The sequence below is a fragment of the Mesopusillimonas faecipullorum genome (genome assembly GCF_020539505.1).
Classification (GTDB): domain Bacteria; phylum Pseudomonadota; class Gammaproteobacteria; order Burkholderiales; family Burkholderiaceae_B; genus Mesopusillimonas; species Mesopusillimonas faecipullorum.
This window is the reverse complement of record NZ_JACDXW010000003.1, coordinates 295,361-313,611: the sequence shown is the minus strand read 5'-3', so window position 1 is coordinate 313,611 and position 18,251 is coordinate 295,361. Positions and strand designations below refer to the sequence as shown.

15 protein-coding genes are annotated in these 18,251 nt (G+C 58.3%); 10 read left to right on the top strand and 5 right to left on the bottom strand.

The window, feature by feature from the left end:
* Positions 1-804, bottom strand: a complete 804-nt coding sequence (gene gloB / locus H0484_RS07970; RefSeq protein WP_226954049.1) for a hydroxyacylglutathione hydrolase — start codon at positions 802-804, stop codon at positions 1-3.
* 12 nt (positions 805-816) lie between these two features.
* On the opposite strand from gloB, the gene H0484_RS07965 reads away from it, so the two are divergent.
* From H0484_RS07965 to H0484_RS07950, 4 genes are all read left to right on the top strand, one after another.
* Positions 817-1,593: a class I SAM-dependent methyltransferase gene (locus H0484_RS07965; RefSeq protein ID WP_226954048.1), complete on the top strand. Its 777-nt coding sequence runs from the start codon at positions 817-819 to the stop codon at positions 1,591-1,593.
* Positions 1,590-2,051, top strand: coding sequence for a ribonuclease HI (rnhA, locus tag H0484_RS07960; RefSeq protein WP_226954047.1), 462 nt, complete (start codon positions 1,590-1,592; stop codon positions 2,049-2,051). Before H0484_RS07965 ends, rnhA begins: the two co-directional genes overlap by 4 nt.
* Positions 2,052-2,165: 114 nt before the next feature.
* A complete protein-coding gene (locus H0484_RS07955) occupies positions 2,166-3,281 on the top strand; it encodes an efflux RND transporter periplasmic adaptor subunit (protein WP_226954046.1) in 1,116 nt (371 codons plus the stop codon).
* Positions 3,282-3,297: 16 nt separating this feature from the next.
* A complete protein-coding gene (locus tag H0484_RS07950) occupies positions 3,298-6,375 on the top strand; it encodes an efflux RND transporter permease subunit (protein WP_226954045.1) in 3,078 nt (1,025 codons plus the stop codon).
* 5 nt (positions 6,376-6,380) lie between these two features.
* Here H0484_RS07950 and H0484_RS07945 read toward each other — a convergent pair whose 3' ends face one another.
* On the bottom strand, positions 6,381-7,082 hold the full coding sequence (locus tag H0484_RS07945) for a TetR/AcrR family transcriptional regulator (RefSeq protein WP_226954044.1): 702 nt from the start codon (positions 7,080-7,082) through the stop codon (positions 6,381-6,383).
* 93 nt (positions 7,083-7,175) lie between these two features.
* On the bottom strand, positions 7,176-7,886 hold the full coding sequence (locus tag H0484_RS07940; RefSeq protein WP_226954043.1) for a TetR/AcrR family transcriptional regulator: 711 nt from the start codon (positions 7,884-7,886) through the stop codon (positions 7,176-7,178).
* 187 nt (positions 7,887-8,073) lie between these two features.
* Between H0484_RS07940 and H0484_RS07935 the strand changes: the two genes are divergently transcribed.
* The 6 genes from H0484_RS07935 to H0484_RS07910 all read left to right on the top strand — a co-directional run bounded on the left by H0484_RS07935 (position 8,074) and on the right by H0484_RS07910 (position 15,253).
* A complete protein-coding gene (locus tag H0484_RS07935; RefSeq protein ID WP_226954042.1) occupies positions 8,074-9,120 on the top strand; it encodes an aromatic ring-hydroxylating dioxygenase subunit alpha in 1,047 nt (348 codons plus the stop codon).
* A gap of 108 nt (positions 9,121-9,228) precedes the next feature.
* Positions 9,229-10,254 (top strand): xylose isomerase, encoded by a 1,026-nt coding sequence (locus H0484_RS07930; RefSeq protein ID WP_226954041.1) that lies wholly within the window; start codon positions 9,229-9,231, stop codon positions 10,252-10,254.
* 215 nt (positions 10,255-10,469) lie between these two features.
* On the top strand, positions 10,470-11,681 hold the full coding sequence (locus H0484_RS07925) for an ABC transporter substrate-binding protein (protein WP_226954040.1): 1,212 nt from the start codon (positions 10,470-10,472) through the stop codon (positions 11,679-11,681).
* Positions 11,682-11,829: 148 nt separating this feature from the next.
* A complete protein-coding gene (locus H0484_RS07920; protein WP_226954039.1) occupies positions 11,830-13,746 on the top strand; it encodes an ABC transporter permease in 1,917 nt (638 codons plus the stop codon).
* Positions 13,743-14,522, top strand: coding sequence for an ABC transporter ATP-binding protein (locus H0484_RS07915; RefSeq protein ID WP_226954037.1), 780 nt, complete (start codon positions 13,743-13,745; stop codon positions 14,520-14,522). The genes H0484_RS07920 and H0484_RS07915 overlap by 4 nt, the downstream gene beginning before the upstream one ends.
* Positions 14,522-15,253: an ABC transporter ATP-binding protein gene (locus H0484_RS07910; RefSeq protein WP_226954035.1), complete on the top strand. Its 732-nt coding sequence runs from the start codon at positions 14,522-14,524 to the stop codon at positions 15,251-15,253. The genes H0484_RS07915 and H0484_RS07910 overlap by 1 nt, the downstream gene beginning before the upstream one ends.
* Before the next feature lie 46 nt (positions 15,254-15,299).
* Here H0484_RS07910 and H0484_RS07905 read toward each other — a convergent pair whose 3' ends face one another.
* Positions 15,300-16,775 (bottom strand): DUF3482 domain-containing protein, encoded by a 1,476-nt coding sequence (locus tag H0484_RS07905; RefSeq protein WP_226954033.1) that lies wholly within the window; start codon positions 16,773-16,775, stop codon positions 15,300-15,302.
* Positions 16,762-18,183 (bottom strand): DUF2868 domain-containing protein, encoded by a 1,422-nt coding sequence (locus H0484_RS07900; RefSeq protein WP_226954032.1) that lies wholly within the window; start codon positions 18,181-18,183, stop codon positions 16,762-16,764. The genes H0484_RS07905 and H0484_RS07900 overlap by 14 nt, the downstream gene beginning before the upstream one ends.
* Between the last annotated feature and the right edge of the window lie 68 nt (positions 18,184-18,251).

Genomic DNA, 18,251 nt, shown 5'->3' with positions numbered 1-18,251 from the left:
TCAGGCGTTGTTTTTCCATTCTCGTAGTACGGTAAAGACCGCGACGGCGGAATCTAGGTCTTTAGCGGCATGGGCTGAGGCGGCGCTGGCTACGGATTGCTGTAGTGGGCGCAGAAAAGGGTTGGTTTCGAGTTCGGTGCCTATGGTGGAAGGCAAGGTGGGCCGCCCTTGCGAGCGCAATTGCTGGGCTTGTTCCCAGCGATGCTGCAAGGCTTGGTTGCAGGGCTCTACCTGCAAAGCCCACCGCAGGTTGGATAGCGTGTACTCGTGCGCACAGCAGACCAGGGTTTCCAGGGGAAGCTCTTTGAGTTTGCCAAGCGAGTTGAGCATTTGCGCGGGGGTGCCTTCGAAAAGGCGCCCACAGCCAGCCGAAAAGAGTGTATCACCACAGAACACGATGGGCCTGGCGTCGTCTAGGTAGCCAAAGTAAGCAATGTGGCCTGCGGTATGGCCCGGGATGTCGAGCACCGAGAAGGAAAGATCGAGACCTGCCAAGGTGACGGTGTCGTCCTCTTTGAGGCGCACGTCGCAAACGGGCAGGGTTTCGCCCAGTGGGCCGTACACCGTAGCGCCCGTTTGGGCCTTGAGTTCGGCGACCCCGCCTACGTGGTCGGGATGGTGATGCGTGATGAGAATAGCGTCTAGCTGAAGCTGGTATTCTTGCAGGTAGCGCTGTATGGGTTCGGCCTGACCGGGGTCGACGACCATGGCGCGACCGTTGCGACAGACCAGCCAGATGTAGTTGTCGGTAAAAGCCGGCACTGGCACCAGTTTGGCGGATGGATGATTGGGCAAGCTAACCATAGGAGCGTTTTCGTGCAGGAACAACCGCTAATCGTAGAACTGGCGGACTGGTTGGAAACACCCGCCGGACAATACGTGCGGGCCTGGGAGCGCAAAACGGTGGATGCCATGGTGACCAATGTATTTGGCTATCATGCAGTACAGTTGGGTTTGCCCCAGTTTGATTTCCTGCAGGCTAACCGCATCCCGACAAAAAGCCGGGTTCATACCTGGACAAAAGACGCCGGCACGCTAGCCATGCCAGCTACGCGTGTGCACGCCTACGCCGAGCCCGAGCACCTACCCTTCGACAGCCAAAGTATTGACTTGCTGATATTACCTCATGTGCTGGAGTGTTCCAACCACCCTCATCAGGTGCTGCGCGAGGCCGAGCGTGTGCTGGTGCCTGAAGGCCGGGTCGTGATCGCCGGGTTCAATCCCTGGAGCCTCTGGGGGGCGCATGAGCGCCTGCCCGGCTTAGACCCCTTAACGCCTGTGCCGGCGCATATGCAGGTTTCGCTTACGCGTCTTAAAGACTGGTTCAAGCTGTTGTCATTCGAGGCAGATCGCGGGCGCTTCGGCTGCTATGCACCACCCTGTCAAACTGATAAGTGGCTGCAGCGCTGGTCTTTCATGGAGGCCGCAGGCGATCGCTGGTGGCCGGTGTGTGGGGCGGTATATGTGGTGTCTGCGGTGCGGCGTGTGGCCGGCATGCGCCTACTGACGCCCGCCTGGAAAAAACGAGAACGCCGTCGGGGGCGCCAAGCGGTGGTCGCCAGCCGCCCGACAATGACCGAAGGTAAGCAATGAGCAGCAGTATGCAGGTGGTGGAAATCTGGACGGATGGCGCGTGCAAGGGCAATCCGGGCTTGGGCGGCTGGGGGGCGCTGATGCGCCACGGGCGTCATCAGAAAGAAATTTGTGGGGGTGAGCGCGACACCACCAATAACCGCATGGAATTACGTGCGGTGATAGAAGCGCTGCGTATGCTGAAGCGGCCTTGCCAGGTCATTGTTCATACCGACTCCCAGTACGTGCAAAAAGGCATGAGCGAGTGGTTGCCCGGCTGGAAGCGCAGGCGCTGGTTAACCGCCGATAAAAAGCCGGTCAAGAATGCCGATCTATGGCAAGAGCTTGACGCCCTGGTCGCGCAGCACGAGGTAAGCTGGCAGTGGGTCAGGGGTCACGCTGGTGACCCGGGTAACGAGCATGCCGACCAGCTGGCCAACCAAGGCGTAGAGCAGGCCAGGGCGGCTGTAGTCGACTGAAACCATTGCGGCTTGCCGGGAGGGCCGGGTTTTCTTATGGTCTGACTGATGTCGGGCTGGGTGCGTTAATATTTGCGACGATAAAAATGGCGTCCGGCTTGGGATCTGATAAGTATGAAACTCAGTAACTTCGTATGGTTGATCGCTTTGGCGGCTGGCGTGGGCTTGGGCGTAGCGGGCTCGCGGTGGTTAGCCAGTCCATCAGCCGTCCCCGCGGAAGCCGCACCTGCCGCTGCTCAGGCGCCGGCTCCAGGCACTACGCAGCAGGCTGAGCCACGCACCGTGGAAGTCGCTAAAGTACAGGTCATGCACTTGCCCCGCAGCGTGTCGGCGGTGGGGTCGCTGCGCTCAGAGGACTCCGTGGTGTTGCGCCCCGAAGTGGCAGGGCGCATTGCCAACATCCATTTCCACGAAGGTCAGCCGGTCAAGAAAGGCGATGCCGTGGTCAGTCTGGACGACAGCGTGCTGCGCGCCCAGCTGCAACAGGCGCAGGCCAGCCTTAACCTGGCGGCAAGTCAGCACCGACGTTCAGCAGAGCTGAGCCGTCAGGGTTTCATCAGCCAACAGGCTCGTGACGAAGCGGCCAGCCAATTACAGCTGCAGCAGGCTGCGGTGGCGCTGGCCAAGGCTCAACTCGAAAAAACCGCGATTCTGGCGCCTTTCGATGGCTTGATCGGCTTGCGCAATGTGTCGGTGGGCGAATACGTGGCGCCTGGCACAGACCTTGTACCGCTGGAATCCATCGACCCCCTGCAGGTCGATTTTCGTGTTCCCGAGCAATACCTGGGGCAGGTGCAAGCTGGGCTTAAGCTGGTGCTGCACTTTGACGCCTTGCCCGGTGTCGAGCGTGAGGGTGCGGTGGGCGCCATCAGCCCAGCGGTGGATGTGGCCGGGCGCTCCATTCTGCTGCGCGCCAATGTCGACAATCCCGATCATCTCTTGCGTCCTGGCATGTTCGCCCGTGTGCAGTTGCGTTTCAACGACGCACAGGTGCTAAGCGTGCCCGAGGCCGCCTTGGCGCCGGTGGGGCAAACCCAATACGTGTACCGCGTGCAAGATGGCCGGGTCGAGCGCGTAGCCGTCGAGCTGGGTCAGCGCCAGGCGGGCAGGGCGGAAATCACGGCGGGCCTGCGCGAAGGCGACGAGGTCGTCGTCGCGGGCGTACAAAAAGTTGTTGATGGTCAACCGGTGCGTGCCGTGCCGGCGGGCAGCGCTGTAGCCGGCGACTAAATACGGAGCACGACGCATGGTTCTGTCGGAAACCTGCATCAAACGGCCTGTCTTTGCGACAGTGCTGTCACTGGTCATATTGCTGATTGGTCTGATCTCTTACGACCGCCTGACGGTACGGGAGTATCCCGCCATCGATGAACCGGTGGTGTCGGTGCGCACCGACTACAAAGGCGCTTCGCCTGACGTGGTCGAGTCGCAGGTGACCAAGCCTCTGGAAGATCAGTTGGCCGGGATGGAGGGCGTGAATGTCATGACGTCCAACAGCCGTTCCGAACGTAGCTTCATCAATATCAAATTCAATTTGAATCGCGATCCTGACGCTGCCGCGGCGGATGTGCGCGATAAGGTGGCCAGGGCGCGGCGTTTCCTGCCTGATGAAATCGACGAACCCATCATCAGCAAGGTCGAGGCCGACTCCACGCCGGTCGTGTTTATTGCGGTCGAGGCGGGAGGGCTATCGGCGGTAGAGGCTTCCGATTACATCAACCGCTACGTCAAAACACGGCTGTCAGTGTTGCCCGGTGCGGCAGAGGTGCGTATTTTTGGCGAGCGCCAGCCGGCCATGCGCATCGACATAGACCGTGTAAAGCTGGCGGCTTTGGGCCTGACGGTGCAAGATGTAGAGAATGCGCTGCGCAGCCAGAACGTATTGATTCCAGCTGGGCGTATCGAGTCCATTGAGCGCGAGTTTTCGGTGGTTTCTACCACTGACCTCACCACCATAGAGCAGTTTCGCGACGTTATCGTCTCTAATGAAAAGGGCTACCCGGTACGCTTGGGCGATGTGGCCAGTGTCGGTATAGGCCCAGCCGACGAGCGCATGCTGTCCCGCTTCAATGGTGCCGATGGCCTGAATATCGGGGTGACCAAGCAATCCACCGCCAATCCGCTGGAGCTGTCACGTGCGGTGCGGGAAGAGGTCGAAGCCATCAACGAGACCTTGCCCGACGGCCTGCGTCTGAATATCGCCTACGATAGTTCGGTGTTCATCCAGGAGTCGATCAACTCGGTCTACACCACCATCTTCGAAGCCATCGTTCTGGTGGTGCTGGTCATTTTCTTCTTCTTGCGCAGCGTACGCGCCAGTCTCATTCCCATCGTCACCATCCCCGTATCGCTGATAGGCGCGATGGGGCTTATGTATTTCATGGGTTTCTCCATCAACACGCTGACGCTGCTGGCCATGGTGCTGGCGATAGGCTTGGTGGTGGACGACGCCATCGTCGTGCTTGAGAACGTATATCGCCATATAGAAGAAGGCAAAACACGCATCGAGGCTGCCATTATTGGCATACGCGAGATCGGCTTTGCCGTGGTGGCGATGACCCTGACCTTGGTGACGGTGTATGCCCCCTTGGCGTTTGCCACTGGCCGCACAGGGCGGCTGTTTATCGAGTTTGCCCTGACGCTTGCGGGGGCCGTGCTGATTTCCGGCTTTGTGGCCCTGACGCTGACGCCCATGATGTGCGCAACCTTGCTGCGTCCACAAACCTCACATGGGCGGCTTTATCGCTTCATTGAGGGGCTGCTGGAAGGTCTGACCCGGGGATATCGCCGTAGTTTGGCGCTGGCCTTGCGTCATCGTTTCATCGTTTTGGTCTTGGGCTTGGCCGTGGCCTTGGCCAGCGGCGTGCTGTTCAACGTGGTGAAAAGCGAACTGGCGCCCATAGAGGATAGGGGGGTGGTGTTTGGCATTATTACGGCACCCGACGGCGCCACGCTTGATTACACCCTGCAAAGCATAGAACGCATCGAGTCTATGTATGGGGACATCCCCGAGTCGGCAGGGAATCAGACCATTCTCGGCTTTCCCACCATTATTGATGGCTTCGCCATCTTGCGTTTGAAGCACTGGAACGAACGCGACCGCAGTCAGCAAAGCATAGCGGCTTCTCTACGGCCCAAGTTTGATGCGCTCCCAGGCATAAGGGCTTTCCCGACCAACCCGCCCTCACTGGGGCAGCGGGCTACTTCCAAGCCGGTGGAGTTCGTTATTCTTAGCCAGGATTCCTACGAGCAGCTGGCGGCGTTGACGGATCAATTCATTGCGCGACTGCGCGACTATCCCGGCTTGCAGAACATCGATACGGATTTGCGGTTGAACACCCCCGAACTGCAGGTGTCGGTCAATCGCGAGCGGGTGTCCGACGTAGGCGTATCGGTAGATACGGTGGGCCGCACCTTGGAAACCATGCTGGGCGGTCGGCAAGTGACGCGCTATCGTGATCGTGGCGAACAGTACGACGTCATCGTGCAGGTGAACCGTCGAGACCGGGCGGCACCTGCCGATATTTCCGACATCTACGTGCGCACCTTGGGCGGTGGTATGGTGCAGTTGGATAACTTCGTCAATGTGGTTGAAAGCGTTTCCCCGCAATCCTTGAATCACTTCAACCGTTTGCGGGCGGTGAAGGTGCAGGCGGCGGTCGCCCCCGGTTATGCCCTGGGCGAGGTGCTGGAACACATGAATCAGGTGGCTTCCGAAGTGCTGCCTTCTACTGTGCAAATCGATCTGGACGGCCAGTCGCGTGAATTTCGTGATTCCTCGGGCAGCATCTACCTGGTGTTCCTGATGGCTATCGTGTTCATCTATCTGGTGTTGGCCGCTCAGTTCGAAAGCTGGCGCAACCCTTTCATCATCATGTTGTCGGTGCCGCTTTCCATGACGGGCGCGCTGCTTGCCTTGTGGCTGACGGGGGGCACTTTGTCTATTTACAGCCAGATAGGCTTGATCACTTTGGTTGGCTTGATCACCAAACATGGCATTCTGATCGTGGAATTTGCCACGCAGTTGCGCGAAGAAGGCATGGAGAAGCTGCAGGCGGTGGCCGAGGCCAGTGTCATGCGCTTACGCCCCATCTTGATGACCACCGGGGCGATGGTGCTGGGTACTTTGCCTTTGGCTTATGCCGCCGGGGCAGGTGCCGAATCGCGCCAGCAAATAGGTTGGGTGTTGGTGGGGGGCTTGACCTTGGGCACCTTGCTGACGCTTTACGTGGTGCCTGTGGCGTATACCTTGATCGCGGGGGCGGTGACCCACCGCTCTAGCGAAGGCGAAACCGCAGATCAGGGCGCCGCCAAGCCAGAATAAATGCCCTAGCGTTTAGCCGGTGAAATCGAGTTGACCAGAAGGTCACTGACGTAGCCGGCCCAGTCTTCTATGTTGTCGGCTTGCATCAAGTCGTGGCTTAAAAAGGCCGAGAACGTGTAGCGGTTGGAGACGTAAAAATAGCCCAAGGCCGTCATGGCAATGTACAGCTTGCGGCAATCTACGTTTTCGCGAAACAGCCCTTTTTCTACGCCTTTGGCCACGATGTCTTGCAAAATGGCGATGGCGGGAAGCGAGTACTGCTCGGGCGAGCGCGACTTGGAAATATGTTTGCCCTTTTGCAGGTTCTCGGTGCCCAGCAGCGTCAGGATCTCGGGGTTGGAGACGTAATAGCGCAGTGGGAATTCCACGAATTTACGCAAGGCGCCGACAGGGTCTTCAAGGTCCAGGGGTAGGTTTTTTTCGGCCTCGAACATGTCTTTGTAGGCGTTCTGCAAGACCTCGATGAACAGTTTTTCTTTGCTGCCAAAATAATAATAAATAAGGCTGTCGTACGACTTGGCGGCTTTGGAGATCGTGTCTACACGCGCACCCTCGTAGCCTTCTTTGGAAAAAATCTTTTTGGCGGCACGCAGAATATTGTCTCGTGTCGTTTTGGCCGAGCGTCTGCGGGTTCTGGGCTTGGCCGCAGTGGAGCCTGTCGTTTCTGGCTTATCGGCGGCGGGCTGTTTGCTGTCAGGGCTGTTCATGAATTGATCAAGTACGGACTTGCGGCGAATAGCCGTCCTGGTGTTGGCGATGCCTGCGGATCTGGTTTCGCGCCGGCGCTAGTTTACGCACATTTACGTGGTTGTTTTGTGCTTGCGTACGGAATCCAGCAGCAGCGTGCTGATGTAATGCGCCCAGGCCTCTATGCGTTCGGGGTGTAACAGGTCTCGATTCATGAAGGCCGAAAAAGTATGGCGGTTGGAAACGTAAAAGTATCCCAACGATGTAATGGCCATATAAAGCTGCTCGCAATCAACGTCTTTGCGAAACACCCCTTTCTTGATGCCTTTGTCTATGACGCTTTGCAGAATGGTGAGCATGGGCAAGGCGTATTGGTCGGCGGTGCTTGATTTGGAAATATGTTTACCCGCGTGAAGGTTTTCGGTGCCGAGCAGCACAATGACCTCGGGGTGGGCCATGTAGTAGCGAAACGGAAACTCGATGATTTGGCGCAAGGCTGCCTCAGGGTCGTTTTCGTCTAGGGGCAAGTTCTGGCCGGCCTCGAAAATATCGCGATAGGCGCCTTCCAGTACCTCGACGAACAGCTTTTCTTTGCTACCGAAGTAGTAGTAGATGAGGCTGTCGTACGATTTGGCGGCCTTGGATATTTTCTCGATGCGCGCCCCTTCGTAGCCTTTGCGCGAAAACACCTCGCGCGCGGCTTTCAGAATGTTCTGGCGCGTGGTTTTGGCGCAGCGAGCTTTGAAGGGCCGTTTGCGAGGGGCGGGTTCTTCCTTACCGATGGAGGCGACTACCGCGTTCAGGTCGATGTCTTTCGCTTTCATGTGGTTGTGATAAGTCTGGCTGTTAAAGAGTTTGCCATAACAAAACAGATCAGGGTATTATGCACTTAATGTAGCGAGCGTTCTATTAATTATATGCGTGGGTGATGTATCCTTAAATGCAGATGGATAATGCCAGGTGTACCCCAGCCCACGGGGGCGCCGCCCGGCCCTGACAAAGGAGGCTCTCATGGCCGAATATGTATTGAATACGTGGTATCCCATTGCATGGTCTCGCGACATCGCCAACGAACTGACCAAGCGCCGCATTATCGAAAAAGACCTGGTGCTGTATCGCAGTTCCACGGGCAAGGTCGTCGCACATCTGGATATCTGTCCGCATCGCATGGCGCCCCTTTCTATCGGTCGCCTCAAAGACGACGCCATCGAATGCGGCTACCACGGCATGACCTTTGATTGCTCGGGCAAATGCATACGCATTCCTGGGCAACGTATCGTTGGCAGCCCAGCGGTCGATACCTTTCCCACTCACGAAAACATGGGTTTGGTGTGGATCTGGATGGGCGACCCCGAAAAGGCCGACACCTCTTTGGTGTACGACTTGCCGCAGTACCACGACAAAGAAAACTGGAGCTCCGTCGAGGGCGACGCCTTGGAAATCGGCTGTTTTTACTTGAACCTGGCCGACAACCTTTGTGACCCTGCCCATGTTAGCTTTGTGCACCTGAGCACCTTAGGCAACGCGGCCAGCGAAGACGTGCCCGTGCAGTTTGCCCCCACCGAGAACGGCCAAGTCACCTGGCGTTGGATTATCGACGCGCCCGCCATACCGCTGTTCCAGAAGTTCGGCAACTTCAAGGGCAATGTCGATCGTTGGCACTATTACCATTACACGGCCCCCAGCATTGCCGTCATCGACTTTGGCAGTGCGGCCACCGGCACAGGCGCACCTGAAGGCAATCGAGACGACTGTATCCAGATTTATGCCTGCCATTTCATGACGCCGGTGGATGCGGACACCACCATCGATCATTGGCTGCATGTCAAGAACTTCCATGCCGATGCTGAAACCAATAGCCGGCTTTCCGAGCAGTTCCGTATTGCTTTCAGTGAAGACAAACTGATTCTCGAGGCCATCCACCACAACGAAAAACATGGTGTGAATACACGGCCTTATCGCTTGGCTATTGACGCTTCGCCTGTGCGCATGCGCAAGTTGGTACAGACGCGCATCGAAGCCGAGAAAGCCGGCCAAGCTGAACCGGTTGTCGCTTAAAAGTACTCGGTGCCGCTCTTGCGGGCGGCACAAGACACCCCGTTTCAAGCGTGGTGTAAGAAACAATAATCAAGACAAGCCGGTAAAAATCCGGCACAGGAGACAAATATGGATGAGGGCTTCCCATTTCTGTTGGGTTGCAATGGCCGTGGTGCGCAGGCGTCTTCGCCCGAGCGCCCGGTTTCGTTGGAAGAGCACAGCATAGACGAGCAGTTCCGACTGGTAAAAGAGTCTGGCGTTTTCGATTACTTTGACCGTCTGCCCTTGCGCAGCAACCAGGGTGAGTACGAAAAGGCCATGGCCAAGTACGACCTGCCAGTGCACACCTGCAGCTGGTTTTATATGCTGGGTCGAGACGAGGCTTTGCTGCACGACAACCTGCGCATCTGTAAAGAAGTGGGCGCCAGTTGTCACAACATCATGACCTTTACCCATCATGCCGACGGTCATGTCATTACCGATGACGAGATCGTCGCGCATTACATGGACGTCTACGAGGCCGGCGACAAATTGGGGGTAATCCCCTCATTCGAGCTGCACGTCAATATGTGGACCGAGCAGTACGATAGGGTGACGCCGATTGCCAAGCGTATCCAAGACATGGGTGTACCTTTTCACTACACCATGGATTACAGCCACGTCATCTTCAAAATCGGCGATGACCAAGAGCAGGATATCTCCCACTGCCGCGAAGCGGTCGCTAAAGGCGATATGGTGCTTGACCCCTTCGAGGCCGGCTCTTTATGTCAAGAATGGCTGGATCTGGGCATGGTGAAGTGGATACAGCTGCGTACCGTGGGCCCGAATCAGCCGCGCAACGCCTGGGCGCTGGATGAGCAAGGCGAGCCGGGCAGGGGCATTCAATACCCTATCGTGCCGCCTAAGGCAGGAGAGTGGCATTCCCCCTGGCATGCCTATATGGTCGAACCCTCCAAAGAGGCCATACGCCTGGCGCTGCGCTACCACTTGCGCAACCCCGGCAGCCCCCTGCGCTATATCACCACCGAGATGATCAATCTGATCGACTACGGTCTGAATGCCAAGTACAACCTGTTCGAACAGAACGTCGCAGCCGCACGGTTTATTCGTCAGGCCTGGAAAGAAGAGCAAGCTTTGTTCAAGGCGGGGCTGTAAAAAGTGGTGTGCCGCCAGCGTCTGGGGCAAACAATCGTTTTTCCAGACGCGGGACCAAGGGTGAACCCCATATTGCACACATCATTTGATTCCCCTAGTATTTGTAGTGAGTACTACATCCATAGAATTTTCTAAAGTCAGGCTTTAGGCGTGACTCGTGACACGCATAAATTCTGTTTAATGTATATTGTATATTTTAAGACAAGGAAACAGCCATGAGAACTTGGAAGCATATGGCGCTGGCGGCCGCACTGACGCTGGGCTTTGCCTGTGGCAGTCAGGCTGTACGGGCCGAATCCGACACCATCCTGATTGGTGAGATCAACAGCTACAAGGCGCTGCCGGCCAACATGCACGGCTACAAGCGTGGCTGGGAACTCGCCCAAGAAGAGATCAACAAATCCGGCGGCGTCCTGGGCAAACAGTTGAAGACCATCTTCCGCGACGACAACGCCAACGCCGGTGAAGGCGTGCGTATCGCCGAAGAGCTCATTTCACGCGAAAACGTCGACATCCTCAGTGGCGTCACCTTGTCTCACGTGGGTGTGGCCATTGCCGACTTTGCCAAGCAGCGTGAACGCTTCTTCCTGGCTTCCGGGCCGCTTAGCGACAAGGTCATTTGGCAAGACGGCAACCGTTACACCTATCGCTTACGTTATGGCACCCACCAGCTGGCCGCCTCGGTTGCGCCTTCTGCCGCCAAGCTCAACAAAAAGCGCTGGGCACTGATTTACCCTAACTACGAATACGGCCAAGCGGCTGTGGCGGCATTCAAGTCAGAACTCAAGAAACTGCAACCCGATGTAGAGTTCGTCGCCGAGCAAGCCCCGCCTTTTGGCAAGCTGGATGCCGGCCCTGTGGTTCAGGCCCTGGAAGACGCCAAGCCTGACGCTATTTTCAGCGTGCTCTTCGGGCCTGACCTGACCAAGTTCGCCCGCGAAGGCAAAACACGTGGTTTGTTTAAAGATCGTGAAGTCGTCAGCTTGCTGACCGGCGAACCCGAATACCTGGATCCTCTGCGTGGCGATGCGCCCGACGGCTGGATCGTGACGGGTTACCCCTTCACCAACATCGACACACCCGAGCACCAGGCCTTCCTGAAAGCTTACGAGGCTAAGTACAAGGAGCCTCCTCGCCTGAACTCCGTAGTGGGTTATGCCACCGTCAAGGCTTTGGCCGCCGGTATAGAAAAAGCCGGTTCCACCGATACCGAAGCGCTGATCAAAGCTTTCAAGGGCCTGGAATACGAGACGCCGTTCGGCAAGCATGTCTTCCGCGATATCGACAACCAGTCGACTTTCGGGCTGCATGTGGGTCGCTTGGCCGTCAAGGATGGCAAGGGCATCATGCCTGAAGGCGAATATCTGGACGGCGGTCAGTTGCTGCCCAGTGACGAAGAAGTCAAGGCATTGCGCAAGGCCGACTAAGCGCAAGCTAGTCTCGTCCCGGTCGTGTCTTCCGTTTGCCCTGTCTCTTGCGCCAAATACTTATTTCATCATTGCGGCGCGTAACTGAGACAGGGCATCTGCGGGCGCAAGCGCGGCCACTCAGATCAACCTCCTGGTCTCGATACAAATGGATTTTTCTGGATTCATCGTTCAGCTGCTGAACGGGCTAGCGGGGGCTTCCTCGTTATTCCTGGTGGCTTCAGGGCTGTCGCTCATTTTTGGGGTGACACGCATTGTCAACTTTGCCCACGGTTCTTTCTACATGGTGGGCATCTATGTCGCGTACTCTTTCGTCGAAACCTGGGGGCAGGGCCTGGGTTTCTGGGTGGCTGTCGTTTGTGCGGCCTTGATGGTCGCCTTGCTGGGCGCCTTCATCGAAATCGTTTTGCTCAGGCGCATTTATCATGCGCCTGAACTCTTTCAGTTGCTGGCAACCTTTGCCGTTGCGCTGGTGCTGCGCGATGTGGTCCTTAGCTACTGGGGGCCAGAAGAGCTGCTGGGGCCACGCGCGCCGGGGCTCGAAGGTGCGATCGCAATATTCGGGCGCCAGTTTCCTACCTACGATCTCTTCCTCATTGCCGTCGGGCCTGTTGTGCTTGGCGCGCTATGGTTGATGTTGTCGCGCACGCACTGGGGAACCTTGGTACGCGCTGCGACACAAGATCGTGGCATGGTAAGTGCGCTGGGTATCAATCAAGCCTGGCTGTTTACCGCCGTATTTGCGCTGGGGGCTTTCTTGGCCGCACTGGGCGGCGCGCTGCAATTGCCGCGCGAACCGGCCAACCTCGAGATGGATATCCACATTATCGGCGCGGCCTTCGTCATTGTGGTGGTGGGCGGTCTGGGCTCTATCCCCGGCGCTTACGTGGCGGCCTTGCTGATTGCCGAGATCAAAGCGGTCTGCGTCTGGCTGGGGCTGGTCGAAGTGATGGGTATGTCCATCAACTTCACCAAACTGACCTTGGTTGTCGAGTTCCTGGTGATGGCAGTTGTGCTGATCGTGCGTCCTTGGGGGCTGTTCGGGCGACCGCAAGGACACAACAAGCAGGTAACGGTAGGCGAAGAGCCTTTGCGTCGCGCAAGCCCCACCATGAAGTGGGTGGGCGGCTTGTTATTGCTGGCGCTGATTGCGCTGCCGCAAGTGACCAAGGCTTCCCCGTACGTTACGGTGTTGATGATAGATGTGCTGGTCGCCGTATTGTTTGCCGTTAGCCTGCATTTCATTATGGGCCCAGGCGGCATGCACTCGTTCGGTCATGCGGCTTACTTCGGCATAGGCGCGTACGCCGCGGCACTGTTGGTGCGTTACCTGGGCGTGCCCATGGAAATGACCTTGGTGATGGGGCCGCTGGTGGCTGCCGTGGGTGCCTTGGTGTATGGCTGGTTCAGTGTGCGTCTATCCGGGGTTTACCTGGCCATGCTGACGCTGGCTGTGGCTCAAATCACCTGGGCGGTGGTGTTCCAGTGGGATGACTTCACGGGCGGCAGTAACGGTCTGACCGGCATCTGGCCCGCTAAGTGGCTCAATGACAAGGTCAGCTACTACTACCTCACCTTGGCCTTGGTCGCACTGGGTGTGCTGTGGATGCGGCGTGTGTTGTTTTCTCCCTTCGGCTATGCCATGCGAGCAGGGCGCGACTCCTTCTTGCGCGCCGACGCCATCGGTATCAACGTCAAGCGTATCCATTGGTATGGCTTTGTGCTGGCGGGCATGGTGGCTGGCTTGGCGGGGGCGCTGTTTGCGTTCTCCAAGGGCAGCATCGCTCCCGAAATCCTGCACGTCAACAAGTCCATCGATGGTTTGGTGATGGTGTTGCTGGGCGGTATGCAAACCCTGGCCGGCCCCATTGTCGGTGCCATTTCCTTCACCTGGTTGCATGACACCGTAGCACGCGGCACCGAGTTCTGGCGCGCTATGCTCGGCGGCATCATTTTGCTGCTGGTTCTGCTGTTCCCACGTGGTATTGCCGGTACGCTTAAGCAGCTCTTCGAGCGTTTTCAGGCGGGTTCGGCTCAACGCAATCAACAGGAGGCGCGTCCATGAGCTTGCTGAAAGTCTCCAACCTGGGTAAGTCTTTCGGGGGCGTGCGCGCTGTCGATGGCATTACCTTCGACATCAACCCCGGCGAATTGCTGGCCTTGATCGGCCCCAACGGGGCCGGCAAGTCCACTACCTTCAACATGGTCAATGGCCAACTGCGGGCCGATACCGGCTCCATCAAGCTGGACGGTCACGAGCTTGTCGGCCAGCCGCCGCGCAAAATCTGGGCGCTGGGCGTAGGCCGCACGTTCCAGATTGCCGAAACCTTTGCTTCGTTCACGGTGGCCGAGAATGTGCAGATGGCGCTGTTGTCGGCCGATAGCAAGCTGCTTTCCACCTGGCGTCGGGCTGCCGACTACAAGCGCGATGAAGCCCTGGCTTTGCTGGACAAAGTCGGGATGGTGGCGCAGGCCGATAGGCCTTGTAGCGACCTGGCTTATGGCGACGTCAAGCGTGTCGAATTGGCCATTGCGGTGGCCAATCGGCCCAAGTTGCTGCTGATGGATGAGCCTACCGCCGGTATGGCGCCTAAAGAGCGCAACGATCTCATGGCCCTCACCAAGCAGCTGGTCATCAAAGAGAACATGGCGGTGCTGTTTACCGAGCACAGCATGGACGTCGTGTTCGCTTATGCCGACCGCATGATCGTGCTGGCCCGTGGCCGCCTTATCGCTGAAGGTGGGCCTGAAGACATCCGCAACCATCCCAAGGTTCAGGAAGTCTATTTCGGGACGGGCAAGACATTCGAAAAGAAAGCCGAAGCAGAGGAAGCGTCGTGATGGAAAAGGAAGTTTTGCTACAGGCCAAAGGCCTGAATGCCTGGTATGGCGCGGCGCATATTCTGTTCGATCTCGACATCGAAGTGCGTCGTGGCGAGGTGGTTGCCCTGATGGGGCGTAACGGTGCCGGCAAGTCGACGACGCTTAAAGCCTTGATGGGCATGTTGGACAAACGCCGAGGCAATATCCGGTTTTTGGGTAATGATATTTCGCGCACGCCTCCTTTTCATGCTGCGCGCATGGGGTTGGCCTTCGTGCCCGAAGATCGCCGTGTGTTCACCGACCTTACCGTGATGGAAAATTTGGCAGTTGGCCGTCAGCCACAACGCACCTGGCCCGATGGGCAGCTTGCCCCAGAGTGGACGCCCGAAAAGCTATTCACCTTGTTCCCCAACCTGGGAGCCATGCCGCAGCGTCACGGGGGGCGCATGAGCGGCGGTGAGCAACAGATGCTGACCGTGGCGCGGGCCCTGATGGGCAACCCATACTTGGTGTTGCTGGACGAGCCTTCCGAAGGGGTGGCGCCGGTGATTGTCGAGCAAATGGCGCACATGATCCTGGAGCTCAAGGCCAAGGGTGTCAGCATCCTGCTGTCCGAGCAAAACATGCACTTTGCCGAGCTGGTGTCGGATCGCGCTTATGTGCTGGAAAAAGGACAGTTGCGGTATCAGGCGTCGATGGCCGAATTGGCGGCCAATGATGACGTCAGGCGCGCTTACCTAAGCGTCTAGAAAAGAGGCAGCTCCTTTACTCACAAAGGGGCTGTCCGCTATTGCTTCAGGCGTCGGAACTCGCATTCATAAGCGCCAGCGACAGCGCCCGTACCGTTTCGGTTCTTTGGTCGTCCGGCTTGTAATTGTCTCCCAGGGTAGACCACTGCGCTTGTACCCTGGCTTGCAATAGTGGTTCCGGCAGGCTTCGTGCGCGCAAGGGGTGTTTAGGGCCTTGGGTTTGCGCTTCGCTCGCTTCGCTCAGCCTCGCCTCATCACCAGCCTCACTTGAGGATGGTTCGAGTTTAATAGGGGCTAAAGCCGCATGGCCACGGCGTTGCAGCGCTTCTATCAATGCCAGCTGGCGCAAACCCAGCAGGCGCAGCACGGCGTCATCGATACTGACTTCCTGATAACCTTGTATGCGCCCTAGCAGGCGTTTGCCCAGGCGCTCCGCGCCTTGCCATAAACCGCCCACTGCGGCGCCCAGTACGGCGGCGGCTCCCAAACTCAGGCCGCCGGTCAGCAGGTCTACTGTGACGCCCGCCATGGCGCCGGCAGCCATGCCTTTGCTTACCTGCAAACCCATATCCTTGAGCGCCTGCGGGCTGAACAGGTCCATACCCCAACGCTCGCCTGACAATGGCAGGGCATGTGCAGGAAAATCGCTGGTGCGAAAGTTATACAAAGCCAGCAGCATCTGCACGCATTGCTGTTCGCGATCGCGGACAAGCTGGCGTAGGCGTTTTGCGGTTTGTTCGAGGGCAGCTGTCTCTGGGGGACTGCTAAGACGCAAAGCGGCGACGTCTATCAGCAGTTCGGCCAAGCCTTGCATGGCCTGCTCGTGACGGGCGGCTTTTTGCTTTGCGATGTCTGTTTTGATGGCCTGCAAGGCGGGGGCATGGGAGTCCAGCAGCAGGGCGAGCTTGTCATACAACTGTGCCTCGCCATCGGTGGCCGGGGCGACGGTGTCGAAACTGGCAGCCACATGCAAGCCCAATGGCCCTAAAGCGGCACGCCAAGCATCGGCTCTTTGCTGGGGGGCATTGACGAAGTTCAGTACAGGAAGCAAAGGCTTGCCGCATTGCGCCAAGATAGCCAGTTCGTCGCGGTGCTTGCCCAGCACAGGATCGCGGGCATCAATAATATAAAGACCGGCATCGCTATCCAGCAACTGCCGCAGTACCCGGGCTTCCTGCTCAAAACGTCCTTGAGCGGCCGGGCTATCGAGAAAACGCTGAATACGGCCTGGGCCGATATCGCGGCTGCCTTGGGTATGCAGGGTGTCCAGGTGGTCCAGCAGGCCCATGCCGTCTTCCAGGCCGGGCGTGTCGTAAAGCGCTACCAGTGCCTGGCCCTCTGTTATCAGGCGCACGCCTTCTACGTGTCGGGTGGTGCCGGCTTGATCGGCGACCTCACCAAAGTCGGGGTCGCGCGTAAGCGTGCGCAACAGCGAAGTTTTACCGGTATTGGTATGGCCTACAACAGCCAGCTTGAGAGGGGCGGTGGGCGCAAGGTAAGGCACGGCGTCAGGCGTGGGCATGGGCCAAAGCGTCCAGGGCGCTATTCAATGAGTCATGACACTGCGGCTTGGGCGCCGGTAGCGTGTCCAGGGCTTGGTGCCATTGGGCGAGTCGGCGGGCAGGGCCTTCAGGACCGGAAAGGAGCACGATATGCAGCTTGCCGGCCAGGGCATGGGCTTCTTGGAGAAAGGCCAATGAACCTCGGTCAGGCGTTTGGTTGCCGTCCAGGACTAGCACGAGGGTGCCAGGCGCTTGGCGATGCATTTGCTGTAATAAAGCCTCGCGCTGATCACGCTGAGTGATGTTGGGGCCTACCTGAAAGCGGCTGGGTATAGCTAGGGGAGGCCAGGTGGCCTCTTCGGCCAGTTCAAAACCTATAACCAAAGGGGCCGTGCTAAAGCAAGCGGCCTGGCTGTCGCGCGGTGTGGCGATAGCATCGGATGCACCGGGCTGGGCGTCTATGCCTATGGGTTCGCTGGCCGGCATCAGGCGGGGGCGCAATTCGGCGTAGCCCGGCTGGACTTCATCGATGGCAAGCTGTGGCAGGCGGCGTCGTAGCACGCACAAGCAATAAACCAATGCCAACAGACGCGGCGCAATGCCGTAAACCACGATGCACCCCAGCAGCCAACTCGACCACAAGGCCTGATCCGTAGCGGCGGAAGCGGGCGTATTGATGCTGTTTTGCACGGCTTCGGGCGAGGGCAGGGCAAATCCCAGCTGGGCGGGCAACCAGCCCAGAAGCTGCGTGAGGGCAATGAAGAACCCGGGGGGCAGCAGGGTGGTTTCCCAGGTGAAGTCGTAGCGCTTTGCCGCCAGGGCCAACAGCAGCACCACCACTTGTGCAAGCAAAGCCACCAGCCAAGTCAGTTGGCTGATACTGCCGAACGCCCACCGTAATAGGCCGTAGCGTCCCAGCCATTCGACCAGTGAGGTTGCGGGCAGGGTTTGATTTGGCCCGCGTGCCAGCTTGTTGGCAATCCAGAGCCAGACTTTACCCAGCAGCGCCGACTCGCCACGCCCGGGCAGCATCAGGCTGAACAACCAGAACACGAAGGTGAGGGCGTGCAGACCCAGCAAAGCCAGTAAAGCGACAGCCAAATTGACGGGGTGAAGATTATCGCCCAGCGCTGCCAGCGCCGCGCTGCCGCCGGCCAGCATTGCCAACAGCAGCAAGGCCAGCAGTGCCAAGCGCGCCAGCTTCTGCCAGTGAGTGACGGCTTCGCTCAGGCCTTCGCGTTGCGCCAGCCATTGCGCGCGCAGCAGTATGCGTTGTGCCAGGTTGCCGCCTAGCGCCCGGGCGCGACGGCATTCGCTGGCGTCTTCCAGAAGACCCCAGCGGGCTTCACGCAGCCGGACGGTCTCGGCCAGCCAATGTGCGCGCATAGTAAAAACGGGTGGGGAGGGTTCCGGTGTAGGCAAAGGCATGGTTTACAGAAAATGCGGTCATGAAAAAAGGCATGCACGGGGTGCCGTACATGCCTTTCAGCTTTCGT